Here is an 11,292-nt window from a genome sequence, read left to right as displayed (position 1 = left end):
CCTGACTGACATTAATAGCACCCAAAAAGCAGCCGAATCATTTCACTATACCACGGTAAGGCACATTGATGTCGATTTTACCCTTCCATTTTTTGGGCACTTTCAGGCCTAGTTCCCAGTGAATGGCGTTGATGATCAGGCGCTGAACGGATTCGACCTGAAAATCTTCGGGATGTCCAAGGGTAGTGGTAAAAATCTTTGCGCCATAGGAGTTGGTCCCGACATAGGCTACCGGATTGTCAATTGCTGCCTTGTCAGGATTGATGGATTTGCCCATCAGCAACCATTCGGAACCCTTCGTGGGGTAATCAGGCAGAAGACGATACAACCAGGAACTTACCCTGAAATTGGGTGCAACTCCGCGTAGAATCGGGTGTTTTTTAGCCGCCTCAATGACTGAAACTTCAGTGGTACTTTCATGCCCGTAATGGGTGTGCCCGGCTTTGCCGCCCCAACCTGGAGGCGCATTCAGGGCAAATTCCCCAAAAGCATTCCAACGTGCGGAAGGATGGTCTTTCGGGAAGTTAAAGGCGTGGGTAGTGGTGCGGAATCCCATCAAAGGCTTGGCTGATTTAAGGTAATCTTCAATCAGAGCCAATTGCTCGGGGGGCAACTGCCGCCAACGTAAGTAGAAGATCGCCAGATCAGCATCTTTTAAACTCTCGAGGCCAGGAATGTCTTTTTCAGCGTTTTGATTGGGATAAGCTTTCAATACTTTGGTCTGAATCCCATAATTTTTCTCCAGCTCAGCCGCAATCAGGGGCAGAGTCTGTTCGCCACTGTATTCGTGGTCGCCCGTAACAAATACGACAAGTGGTTTTTTTTGTGCGAAGGAGTAAAAACTTGTAAGCAACAACAATAAGCAGAGAAGCCCCTTTTTCATGCGATGTTTTTTTCTGATAAGGCAAATTTTGTAAGCGCTTACAAAATAGAAAATCCATCAAATAAAACGTAGCTCCTGCTAGTATGACGCAAAAAAAAAGTGCCAGATGATGTAGCATCACCTGGCATTTTTTCAAACAGAATACCTTCAAACTACTGCTTCCGCTCAATCAGTGTAGGGAAGTTCGCCGAAGTATAATGCGAGAATTTTTTATCGCTAGTAAATTTAGGTTTGTATGCCCTGGTAAAGGTGCCAAAGAAGGCGCGCAATTCTTCAGGTTTAAAATTGCGGGAATCCGGCTTGACAAAATAACCGATGTGCCGGATGCTGCCATCTTCATTCCAAAACACGTGTAGAAAAACTTTCAATCCGTTGATGTCAAATTTGACCGCTTCGGCATGCTCCTGAATGGCTTTGATGAATTCCAGCCAATTGTTCAAGGCTTTTCCTGTATCGTTACCCGAAATAACTAAAAGATTCCGTGGATGTTCAACGCTCAATTTTTCGTAAGCAGCTTCATCTTGCCCCAAGAGGAAAACTACTGGTAGTTGTTGGTTTTGGCCACACACAAGGGCTGGTGCACAGGCCAGGGCCAATGCAAATAAAATAGTTGTTGGAATTAAACGCATCTTCAAGGATTTATGATAAAATTAAAGTATATCCAGCTTAAGTTAAGTCGACTTGTAGTGATTATGACGCAGAAGGAGCTAGTGAGATACATCCGATAATCAACGGCTTGCGTCGGAAAAAATTTCCATCTTGTGACTTTTTACTGCACCTTTGTATCTAAAGAATAGAATTTTTCGCCTCTACAAGGTACAAGTTCTATGCTATTGAAAGCAAAAGGAAAGCAAAAAATATGATCATCGACGTAATTTTTTTGATCGTTGCTGCGGCTGGATTTTGGTTCGGCTATTCCCGGGGGATCATTGAAACGGTGTTCAAATACGTTTCCATCCTTTTCGGGATCATGGCTTCTTTGCGCTTTTCGCCCATGATGACCAACTTCCTGCAAGATGTTTCGGGGTACCAAAACCCGCTGATGTTTCTGGCCGGTTTTTTACTCACCTTGTTTCTCACCATGTTTTTGTTGCGTACGGTAGGGCGAGGACTCGAAGGCGTGCTGCAAACCGTCAACATCAATTTTATCAACCAAATCATTGGGGGGGTAGTTTCTGCCGCTTTTTCAGTGCTGATTTATAGCTGTTTGTTGTGGTTTGTCCTGGTTTCCTCGGCTACAACGAACGAGGCCGTGGCCGAATCCCGAACCTATCCATATTTGAAAGATTACCCCAAAACGGTGTGGGGGCTACTCAAGCAGGCCCAACCCATTATGCTCGACTTCTGGGATTATTCCGTAGATGTAATGGATGACATCCAGAACATGACGCAAAAAACGGAAACCGAGAACGTTTACGATCTTGAAGATCAGGAGGATAGTGGCACCGTGGATGATAGTCCGTATAGTGACAATCAATAACTAAAACCCCTTCCAATCCAACACCACTCTTTTCCCTGTATTTGCAGCCTTAACAATGGCTTCAATAATTTTTAAATCGATCATACCTTCCTGCCCGGACGCTTCTGGTGTACGGCCATTGAGTACATCCTGAGCAAAGGCGTCCAATTGGGCGATTTGTTGGAATTCTGGGGTCTGGAAATTGAGCTTGCCTTCAAAAGTTTCGCCACTTGCACCCGTCGCATTGTAGGAAGGCTGAAGGCCATACCACTGATAGCCCGAGGTAACGTGAAGCCGATCCACATAAGAAGAATACGTGGTGGTGGAATTAGAAACGGCGCCGCCAGGGAATTCCATCTGGAACATTACCATTTCGAAAATGTCTTTGAAGACCTTTTCGTCGCGTACGAATCCTTGGGCTGTAACTGCGCTGGGCAGCTCCCCTACCGTGCGCCGTGCACCCTGAATGCAGTAGACACCCAAGTCCATAATGGCACCACCACCGCCGAGGGCTTTGTTGAGTCGCCATACTTTGGGGTCGGCCATGGAGAAACCCAGACTACTTTCGATGGTTTTTACGGCACCATGTACTTTCTGGGTGCCCAGGCGGCGAATTTCCAGATGGTAAGGGTCGTAATACAGGCGATAACCAACGCCCAGTTGTACCTTGGCTGTTTTACACGCAGCAATCATTTGTTCACATTCCTTGACGTTGAGGGCCATGGGTTTTTCACAAATGACATGTTTGCCTGCTTTCGCAGCCCGAATGCTGAACTCGGCGTGCATGGAATTGGGCAATACGACATACACGATATCGATATCCGGATTGTTGCGGATTTCGTCAAAGTTGTTGTAGTTGTAAATATTCTTCTCTGGGATCTGGTATTGGGCTTTCCAGCTTTCGGCCTTACTGGGGGTACCGGTGACGATGCCCGCCAGGCGGCAATGTTGGGTTTGTTGGAGGGCTGGGGCCAATTGCCGGGTGGCGTAGTTGCCGAGGCCGACCAGTGCTACGCCCAGTTTTTTTTCAGCGTACGGCCAGCAGCCGAGGCGGGCGGGCGCGAGTAGGGAGGCGGTGGCGAGGGTGCTTTGGGCGATGAATTTGCGGCGTTGCATGTGGGTGGGTTTTAAATTTGTAGAGGTTAAATTACTGTTTTAGCCATCAAAATGGATGGAAATATTTTTTACAATTTTTTTCCACTCCCCTCTTGACTCTCCCCTTACGTCATACCTTACCTTTGTGCCGTCGATCAAAATGAAGGCAAAAATGAAGCAGTACAGCGTCAAACAACTGGCCAAACTCGCAGGCGTAAGTGTGCGCACCTTACACCTGTACGACCAGAATGGCCTGCTCAAACCAGCCATTCGCACCGAGGCCAGGTACCGGATGTACGGGGAGGCGGAGTTGTTGCGCTTGCAGCAGATTCTTTTTTACAAGGAGCTCGATTTTTCGCTGCAAGCCATCCAGGACATCCTGAATGATCCTCATTTTGACATCATTCAAGCCCTGGAAAGTCACAAATTGGCGCTGCACAGCCGACAGGAGCGCATTCAGACTTTAATGGCGACAATCGACACCACCATTCACAGGCTAAAAACAAAACAGATGTTGTCACACGAAGAACTATACGAGGGATTGCCGAAAGAAACGGCCACAACCTACCGCAATGAAGCCATCACGAAGTACGGCGCAGAGACGGTAGAAATTTCCGAAAAGCACCTGCGCAACTTGGGCAAGGAAGGTTTCCAACAGCTCAAGGCCGAAATGGAAGACATTGCCAGCAAACTCATCGCCTTGATGCAGGAAGACCCCAAGAGCGCCATCGTTCAACAGCAAATTGCGCGGCATTACCACAATATTCGTGGGTTTTGGGGCACCGCTCAATCCCCCGATTTGCAGGCAGAAGCCTACGCAGGTCTGGGTGACCTGTATGTGGCAGATGAACGATTTACAACGGTAGATGGGAAAACGAATCCAGACTATGCGCAGTTTTTACAGCAAGCGATGCGGCATTTTGCAGAAACACAGCTAAAATAAATTTAGGAAAGTAAAAATTTAGGATTGCGCACAAATCTAGAATCCCTCCCCGAAGGTTTCAGACCTTCGGGGAGGTAAAGCAGCGAAACAGTGCTTTGCTCGAGCTCTCCAGAAGTTTTAGACCTTCAGGCAGGGGATCCAGATGCTGCATGCACCTTCTATTTCTTTGTGATTTTTACTCAATGAATATGCCCCGCCTTCTGCGAAATATCCAACATCCGGTCGATGCACACCCGCCCTTGTTCGATCACCCAATCTGGCAATAGAATTTCTGGCGTTTCGTGTTTCATACACAGGTAGAGTTTCTCCAGGGTGTTGAGGCGCATGTGCGGGCATTCGTTGCAGGCACAATTGTTTTCGGGTGGCGCCGGGATGAAGATTTTATCGGGCGATGACTTTTGCATTTGGTGCAGGATACCCGCTTCGGTGGCTACGATAAATACTTTACTGGGACTTTTAATGGTGTACTTCAACAAACCAGTGGTAGAGCCAATATAGTCCGCCATCTTTAGCAGGTGGTCTTCACATTCAGGATGCGCAATGAATTCCGCCTCAGGGTACTCGCGCATCAGTTTGTTAATTTTTTCCTGCGAAAAAATCTCGTGCACCATACAGGCACCGTCCCAGAGCACCATATCGCGGCCTGTCTTTTTGATCAGGTAAGCGCCCAGGTTTTTATCGGGAGCAAAAACAATTTTTTTATCCTTGGGGATGCTGTTGATAATATCGACCGCATTGGTAGAAGTGCAGCAGATATCAGTCAGGGTTTTGAGTTCAGCCGAACAGTTCACGTAACTCACTACAACGTGGTCGGGGTATTTTTCCAAAAACTTCTTGAACAAGGGTGCTGGGGCCGAATCGGCCAGAGAACATCCCGCCTTGAGGTCGGGCAATAACACCTTCTTTTGCGGCGAAAGCATTTTGGCAGTTTCTGCCATAAAGTGTACGCCAGCAAATACGATGATGTCGGCATCTGTATTGGCCGCCTCGCGCGAAAGCCCCAGGCTGTCACCAATGTAATCGGCAATGTCCTGGATGTCGGACTCCTGGTAATAATGCGCCAGGATGATGGCATTTTTTTCTTTCTTCAGGCGATTGATTTCCTCAAATAGATCAAGGGTAGGGTCTACCTCCAGATCGAGGTAACCTTTTTTGGTCAGGTTTTGTTGGGCAACTGCAATGGCGTCCATACTCGGAGATTGAAAAGGATTTTGTAGTCTTTAGATGTTATTCTAACGCAAAGGTAACGAAAAAAGTTTTAGACTTATTTTAGAAATGAAACTAAGTTAAAAAATATATCTACTTAATTCCAAGTAGTCAAAAACCCTTCATATCAAGTACATCGCCTCCTTCCCTTTTGCCGCAACTTTGTAATGCAAAAGCGCCTAAAACCACACAACAAAATTGCTGTGTTACTTGCCAGAATTCAGAAAGATCAATGCGACTCAAGATCTGAAAGTAAGCTAAGTAAGCGGTGATGGTAGGTGCAAATTTTAAACACTTAAAACCTAATTTACGATGAAAAATTTAATTTTAATTGTATTGATTTGTTTGTCAGGCTTGTATGCCAATGCTCAAGTGCTGGATGACCCCAGAGTATTTGATGCAATTTTTTACCTAAATAAGTACCCTGATTTGAAACAAGCTTTTGGCACAAATGAGGCTCAGGCCCGACAACATTGGTTCAATTTTGGCATCCGTGAAGGCCGACAGGCATCTCCAAATTTTAATCCATCTTACTATCTATCAACTTACCCAGATATTAAGCAAGCCTACGGGGAGGGCAATTATGCAGGTGCCATTCAGCATTGGCTGACTTGGGGTTTGGGAGAAAAAAGGAAAGGAGTAGGTCAAACAGCTGCTCAACCTATCCCAGATGCCGACATGTGCTGGGCAGTCTCTAAGCCACGAGGAGCAGGCACATTCCCCACTGATTGTGGCCCTGGTATGGAGTACGACGCGGGTTTGTGTTACCCCAAATGTCAAGCTGGCTATGTTGGTGTTGGCCCGGTTTGTTGGAGAAGTTGTCCAGCCGGTTACCGGGATGATGGTGCTTTTTGCGCCAAACCCGCACCCTATGGTCGTGGCGCAGGGTACCCCTGGAAGTTTGGCGATGGCTTTGACCTGAGTTCTGCCAAAGCTCGCTGCGAAAAAGACAATCCTCAAGGTTGTGAAATATCTGGTGCGATCATGTACCCAAAATGTAATCCCGGATTTCATGCTGTAGGCTGTTGTGTGTGTAGCCCTGATTGCCCTGCTGGTTTTACCGACATTGGGGTGTCTTGTGCAAAACCAAGTTATGGCCGAGGTGCGGGAACCATTCCTAAAAGTTGTGCCAATGGCCAAGAATACCAGGCTGGTTTGTGTTATACCCCCTGTGGCCCTGGATTTCATGGCGTTGGCCCGGTATGCTGGGCAGATGAGTGCCCCAATGTATTCCCTATTCGCTGCGCTGCGGGTTGTGCCAAATCATCTGCAGATTGTTTCAATGCAGTAGTGAATCAGGTGATCACCCCACTGGAAATGGTGGCTAATATTGCCGGGATCGTAGTGACAGGTGGTGGGTCTGCAGTGGCAAAGTCAGCAGCCAAAACCAGTGCCAAAACCATTGCCAAAGAAAGCATCAAAAGCCAGTTGATCCGCAAAGCCAAAGAAATGGGCAAAAACCTGGCCGAAGATGCTGCCGAAAATGCAGCCAGTACTCTTTATGAAGCACAACTTACGGGTGAATTCAGTTGGGAAGACCTCGACCCTACGGGCATAGCCAACGTGGTGAAAGCATTCAACAAGCCACTTTGTAAAGACATCCATTAACATCAATTGAGGGCTGATTCGACTTGAGGGTCAGCCCTCACACCTAAAACCCATCCATCATGAAAAAGCTTTTGTCCTTTTTGCTGCCCCTGTTTTTTGTACAGGTCATTTTTGCACAAGGCATTCAATTTGATACGGTTGGAACAAACTGGTCAGCTATTTTTAATCAGGCACAACGGGAGCAAAAACTGATTTTTGTGGTTGCCTACTCCACTTCTTGCCACAATTGCCAGGAGATGCAAGAAAAAGTGTATCCAGCTACCCCTGTGGGCACCGTTTTTAATACAAAATACATCAATGTCAAAATAGATGTTGATCAAGCATCCGCAACTGAATTTTCCCTAAAATATGGTATCATCGCTTATCCAAGCTATTTGTTCCTCAACGATAAAGGAGAGCAAGTGCATCGGGCGATGGGGAATATGAGCATCGAAAAATTTATAGAGATGGGCGAAAACAGTAGTTCTCCAACAAGCCAATACTTCCCCTTGAAAAAGCGCTTCTCAAACGGCGATCGATCTGCAGACTTGTTGAAAAAGCTGACCTTCATGGCCAAAAATCTTGAAAACAAAGGTTTATTGGACAGCGTACACATTGCCTATCTGGATACGCAAGAAAATTGGTTGACTAAAGACAACATGGACATCATTCGGATCGGATTAAAATCCATCGAACAAAAAACTTTCCCCTTTTTGATTCAACAAAAAAAGGCCTTCATTGACACCTTTGGAGCGGCCAAAATTCACAATCAAATCGAAGAAGTGGTATTGAACAGCCTGAGTATCTCCGCTTATGATTATTCGAAAAGAGATTTTGATATGGCTCTGGCCAAAGCCTATGCGCTGAAATATCTGCCTGCTGATTTATTTTCGCAATATTGGCTGTTGTTTAATGTAAATCAACACATGCGCAAAAACGAAGAGGACGCATTCATTTCAAGTGCTATTCGTTATTTCGACGAATATCCTTGCTACAATGAGTTCTTATACAACAACATTGCTTTGTCTTTTTATGAAAAAACCAAGGAAAAGGAGCACTTGGATAAAGCACTGAACTGGGCACTAAAAGCAATTTCCATCAAGGACATCTTTCCTTTTAACGATACTACCGCAGCCTTGTACTTCAAACTAAAGAATAAAGAGAAGGCTCTGGAATATGCATTAAAAGCAATAAACCAAGCCAAAGAAAGCGGGTACGATGCTAGTGAAACAATCTCGCTATTGAAAAAAATCGAAGCCCTGTAAACAAATGGGCATTCAGATTTATTGAATGCCCTTATTCTTCTTCCCCAGGGTATCCACTTTCACTTTTTTCCTCAAAGTATCCACCTTCACTTTCTTCCGCTTGCCCTCAAACAAAGGTTTCAACTGGATGGTATCTGGTCCTTTGATTTCGGGGGCTTTTTCATCCGGCTTGATGGGTTTGGGCGGACGAGCGAAGGTATCCCGATCAAAATAGGCTTCGGCAATGACCAGTGAATCCACAATTTTGGTAGCCTGTCGGAAAGCTTCTTCCCGGCAGGCATCAATTTTGCTCTTGCGGTAGGCGGCGATTTTGCGTTGCAATTCCCCGTCCATCAAGGCCTGAATTTCTTCCTCAGTGTATTCTTTTTTGGAAAGGCAGGCGGAGAACAAAAGCGTTAAGCCCAACAAAATTCCAAATTTACTCATGTAGTATTTTATCGCTAAACTCCTTTTCATCTTGCATACCTTTTTCTCAAGTCTTCTTCTTCTTTGCGGCGCACCTGCAGCATGGAATCTACCAGATGCTGGACTTTGGCTGCCTGGGTATGGGTGCACAAACTATCCATTTCAGCCAATATACCGCCCTTGTTGATGGCACGCAGGTACAGGGTGTCCACCTGATCACGCTGGGCGGTGGTCAATCGGAGCGGCGGTTTTTCCCCACAGGAAAACGCCCCAATGCTCAATAGCAAAAAAACAAACGCTGGCACTAAGCCTTTTTTATTCATAACACACAAAATATCAATAAATTAAGGGCTTGATATACAAACACTTTATCTCGACAAATCGATCACCTTCCGCCGCAATTCAAAGTTTTGCCCCAGGTATACCTTCCGCACCATTTCATCAGCAGCCAATTCCTCTGCGGTGCCCGCCTTGAGGATGTTGCCCTCAAACATCAGGTAAGCCCGATCGGTAATCGAGAGGGTTTCCTGCACGTTGTGGTCGGTGATCAGGATGCCGATGTTTTTGGTTTTGAGCTTGGCCACGATGTACTGAATGTCTTCCACCGCAATGGGGTCGATGCCGGCAAAAGGCTCGTCCAGTAGAATAAAAGTAGGGTCGGTAGCCAGGGCCCGGGCAATTTCAGTTCGGCGGCGCTCCCCGCCCGAAAGGGTATCCCCCCGGCTCTTGCGCACCTTGTGCAGGTTGAACTCGTCGATCAACACTTCCAGCTTGTCTTTTTGCTCGGCTCTGGACAGCGTTGTCATTTCCAATACGGCTTTGACATTGTCTTCTACCGTAAGTTTGCGGAAAACCGAGGGCTCCTGTGGCAGATAACCAATCCCTTTTTGAGCTCGTTTGTACATGGGCAAAGTAGTAATCTCTTCCTCGTTGAGGTACACTTTGCCTTCATTGGGCTGGATGAAACCAACCACCATATAAAAGGTTGTGGTTTTACCGGCACCATTTGGCCCCAGCAGTCCCACAATTTCACCCTGATTGACATTGATCGAAACACCTTTGACCACATGGCGTCGACCGTATACTTTAATGAGGTTATCGCTGCGAAGAATCATAATTGCTTTTGGTTCATAGACCCTCTAAAGGCCTGATTTGTCCTAATCAACATAAATTACTTTGCGCAAAAAGCGGAAACCCAGGGAAAGCTCAAAGGCCAGGTTGGTGCTTCTGCGTTGGGGTAAGGTGATGTTGCCTCGGGGCGCCCAGGGGTTCGGATTGATGATGTTTTCGAGTGGCGGCTGATCGTATTGGTAGGAAAAGTCAGGATTAACTGTAAATTCAAGCAACACACCAACTAGGTCATCAAAAGGAACATGGATTCCGCCACCTACCGTGATGCCATAATTGATTTTGCGGACAAACTCAGGTATGGGGTAATAGATGGTGAAAATGTCGTATTCATTGGGGATGCGTGGCCCGAGCAAGGTATTGATGGTGTATTCGCCCCGCAATCCAAAGAGGTAGTACAGTTTTTTGTCTCCCAAATCCAGATCAAGGTTTTGTTTGGCACCCACCGTCAAGGATGCATTACGGTATTCAAAGGAGATTTGTTGTGCTGGAACGGTAAAAATAGTGCCCCCAGAACCCGTGACTGCACTGCGGGGGGTACGAATGGCACTCCCTTTGATGTGATAGCCCGCCTGCGCAAACAAGGAAAAACGGGTATCTTCAGCCAGCGACTCAATAAAAACGATGCCGTGGTAGCGCAGCAACATGTCGCGGTCAAAGTTATTGTCCCAACGTTGGCGACTGGCGGTTATCCCACCTTTGATGCCAAATGCCGAGCCTTGGGCCAGCATAATGCCCACTGAGCCACAAAAAAACAAAGTAATAATTAAGGAGCGCATAGCTGTTACTTTAAGAAGGTGATGCAGTCCAAAGGTTCAAAGCTTGAAAAGAATTCGAACTTTTGACCCCAAGCTTATCTTCCAACAAAGGTGAGGAATTGGCTTGGATTGTGCAAGAGTTCCGCTGAATTCAACAAAATCAAGCTTTTGAACTCTGGCATTAGCCGCAATGCGTAGGACAGGTATTTAAAAAATTACCTGAAAAACTTTGTTTATCAATATAGTTCTACGTTACTTTGCGGGTGCATTTATAAATCAATAAAGCTTTCTAACATGTCAAGCATTGCAGAAAAAGTAACCAAAATCATCGTTGAGAAGCTGGGAATTACGGATTCAGAAGTTACCCCTGAAGCGAGCTTCACAACCGATTTGGGTGCGGACTCTCTGGACACCGTTGAGCTGATCATGGAATTCGAGAAACAGTTCGATATCTCCATCCCAGACGCAGAAGCGGAGAACATTAAAACAGTAGGTGACGCCATTACCTACCTTGAGGGCAACGCGAAGTAATATTCGTGTTCGGAAAAAAATCCACAGGTTGA

Annotated in this window: 13 protein-coding genes; 5 read left to right on the top strand and 8 right to left on the bottom strand. The window is 46.3% G+C overall.

Features of this window, described 5'->3' with window-relative positions:
• Positions 1-37: 37 nt before the first annotated feature.
• Together ACO08K_RS17575 and ACO08K_RS17570 are read right to left on the bottom strand one after the other, a co-directional pair.
• Positions 38-883, bottom strand: coding sequence for a ThuA domain-containing protein (locus tag ACO08K_RS17575; RefSeq protein WP_421797717.1), 846 nt, complete (start codon positions 881-883; stop codon positions 38-40).
• Between the two features lie 152 nt (positions 884-1,035).
• Positions 1,036-1,512: a hypothetical protein gene (locus ACO08K_RS17570; protein WP_421797716.1), complete on the bottom strand. Its 477-nt coding sequence runs from the start codon at positions 1,510-1,512 to the stop codon at positions 1,036-1,038.
• A gap of 230 nt (positions 1,513-1,742) precedes the next feature.
• Here ACO08K_RS17570 and ACO08K_RS17565 point away from each other — a divergent pair, with 230 nt between their 5' ends.
• The gene (locus tag ACO08K_RS17565) at positions 1,743-2,363 is read left to right on the top strand and encodes a CvpA family protein (protein WP_421797715.1); all 621 of its coding nucleotides are present in this window, start codon (positions 1,743-1,745) and stop codon (positions 2,361-2,363) included.
• Here ACO08K_RS17565 and ACO08K_RS17560 read toward each other — a convergent pair whose 3' ends face one another.
• Positions 2,364-3,458 carry a Gfo/Idh/MocA family protein gene (locus ACO08K_RS17560; RefSeq protein WP_421797714.1) on the bottom strand — a complete coding sequence of 365 codons (1,095 nt, stop codon included), beginning with the start codon at positions 3,456-3,458 and terminating at the stop codon, positions 2,364-2,366. It abuts the gene before it with no gap.
• Positions 3,459-3,609: 151 nt separating this feature from the next.
• On the opposite strand from ACO08K_RS17560, the gene ACO08K_RS17555 reads away from it, so the two are divergent.
• Complete coding sequence (locus ACO08K_RS17555) at positions 3,610-4,380, top strand: MerR family transcriptional regulator (RefSeq protein WP_421797713.1); 771 nt, start codon at positions 3,610-3,612, stop codon at positions 4,378-4,380.
• A 179-nt stretch (positions 4,381-4,559) separates the two neighbouring features.
• Here the strand turns inward: ACO08K_RS17555 and nadA are convergent, their stop codons facing one another.
• Positions 4,560-5,570: a quinolinate synthase NadA gene (gene nadA, locus ACO08K_RS17550; protein ID WP_421797712.1), complete on the bottom strand. Its 1,011-nt coding sequence runs from the start codon at positions 5,568-5,570 to the stop codon at positions 4,560-4,562.
• 328 nt (positions 5,571-5,898) lie between these two features.
• On the opposite strand from nadA, the gene ACO08K_RS17545 reads away from it, so the two are divergent.
• Together ACO08K_RS17545 and ACO08K_RS17540 are read left to right on the top strand one after the other, a co-directional pair.
• On the top strand, positions 5,899-7,194 hold the full coding sequence (locus ACO08K_RS17545; RefSeq protein ID WP_421797711.1) for a hypothetical protein: 1,296 nt from the start codon (positions 5,899-5,901) through the stop codon (positions 7,192-7,194).
• A gap of 59 nt (positions 7,195-7,253) precedes the next feature.
• Positions 7,254-8,438: a DUF255 domain-containing protein gene (locus tag ACO08K_RS17540; RefSeq protein ID WP_421797710.1), complete on the top strand. Its 1,185-nt coding sequence runs from the start codon at positions 7,254-7,256 to the stop codon at positions 8,436-8,438.
• 18 nt (positions 8,439-8,456) lie between these two features.
• Here the strand turns inward: ACO08K_RS17540 and ACO08K_RS17535 are convergent, their stop codons facing one another.
• The 4 genes from ACO08K_RS17535 to ACO08K_RS17520 all read right to left on the bottom strand — a co-directional run bounded on the left by ACO08K_RS17535 (position 8,457) and on the right by ACO08K_RS17520 (position 10,750).
• The gene (locus tag ACO08K_RS17535) at positions 8,457-8,894 is read right to left on the bottom strand and encodes a hypothetical protein (RefSeq protein ID WP_421797709.1); all 438 of its coding nucleotides are present in this window, start codon (positions 8,892-8,894) and stop codon (positions 8,457-8,459) included.
• Positions 8,891-9,148: a hypothetical protein gene (locus ACO08K_RS17530; protein WP_421797708.1), complete on the bottom strand. Its 258-nt coding sequence runs from the start codon at positions 9,146-9,148 to the stop codon at positions 8,891-8,893. Before ACO08K_RS17530 ends, ACO08K_RS17535 begins: the two co-directional genes overlap by 4 nt.
• A gap of 63 nt (positions 9,149-9,211) precedes the next feature.
• The gene (gene lptB, locus ACO08K_RS17525) at positions 9,212-9,958 is read right to left on the bottom strand and encodes an LPS export ABC transporter ATP-binding protein (protein ID WP_421797707.1); all 747 of its coding nucleotides are present in this window, start codon (positions 9,956-9,958) and stop codon (positions 9,212-9,214) included.
• Positions 9,959-10,000: 42 nt separating this feature from the next.
• Positions 10,001-10,750, bottom strand: a complete 750-nt coding sequence (locus ACO08K_RS17520) for a hypothetical protein (protein ID WP_421797706.1) — start codon at positions 10,748-10,750, stop codon at positions 10,001-10,003.
• A gap of 273 nt (positions 10,751-11,023) precedes the next feature.
• On the opposite strand from ACO08K_RS17520, the gene ACO08K_RS17515 reads away from it, so the two are divergent.
• Complete coding sequence (locus tag ACO08K_RS17515; RefSeq protein WP_421797705.1) at positions 11,024-11,260, top strand: acyl carrier protein; 237 nt, start codon at positions 11,024-11,026, stop codon at positions 11,258-11,260.
• The last annotated feature ends 32 nt before the right edge of the window (positions 11,261-11,292 follow it).

The organism is Haliscomenobacter sp., from assembly GCF_965225875.1.
Classification (GTDB): domain Bacteria; phylum Bacteroidota; class Bacteroidia; order Chitinophagales; family Saprospiraceae; genus Haliscomenobacter.
Note: the sequence above shows the minus strand (reverse complement) of the source record. Positions and strands in the feature narration are given on the sequence as shown.

Coding starts and splice junctions, on each gene's coding strand:
- ACO08K_RS17575 (WP_421797717.1), bottom strand. CDS start 883: ATGAAAAAGGGGCTTCTCTGCTTATTGTTGTTGCTTACAAGTTTTTAC.
- ACO08K_RS17570 (WP_421797716.1), bottom strand. CDS start 1,512: ATGCGTTTAATTCCAACAACTATTTTATTTGCATTGGCCCTGGCCTGT.
- ACO08K_RS17565 (WP_421797715.1), top strand. CDS start 1,743: ATGATCATCGACGTAATTTTTTTGATCGTTGCTGCGGCTGGATTTTGG.
- ACO08K_RS17560 (WP_421797714.1), bottom strand. CDS start 3,458: ATGCAACGCCGCAAATTCATCGCCCAAAGCACCCTCGCCACCGCCTCC.
- ACO08K_RS17555 (WP_421797713.1), top strand. CDS start 3,610: ATGAAGCAGTACAGCGTCAAACAACTGGCCAAACTCGCAGGCGTAAGT.
- nadA (WP_421797712.1), bottom strand. CDS start 5,570: ATGGACGCCATTGCAGTTGCCCAACAAAACCTGACCAAAAAAGGTTAC.
- ACO08K_RS17545 (WP_421797711.1), top strand. CDS start 5,899: ATGAAAAATTTAATTTTAATTGTATTGATTTGTTTGTCAGGCTTGTAT.
- ACO08K_RS17540 (WP_421797710.1), top strand. CDS start 7,254: ATGAAAAAGCTTTTGTCCTTTTTGCTGCCCCTGTTTTTTGTACAGGTC.
- ACO08K_RS17535 (WP_421797709.1), bottom strand. CDS start 8,894: ATGAAAAGGAGTTTAGCGATAAAATACTACATGAGTAAATTTGGAATT.
- lptB (WP_421797707.1), bottom strand. CDS start 9,958: ATGATTCTTCGCAGCGATAACCTCATTAAAGTATACGGTCGACGCCAT.
- ACO08K_RS17520 (WP_421797706.1), bottom strand. CDS start 10,750: ATGCGCTCCTTAATTATTACTTTGTTTTTTTGTGGCTCAGTGGGCATT.
- ACO08K_RS17515 (WP_421797705.1), top strand. CDS start 11,024: ATGTCAAGCATTGCAGAAAAAGTAACCAAAATCATCGTTGAGAAGCTG.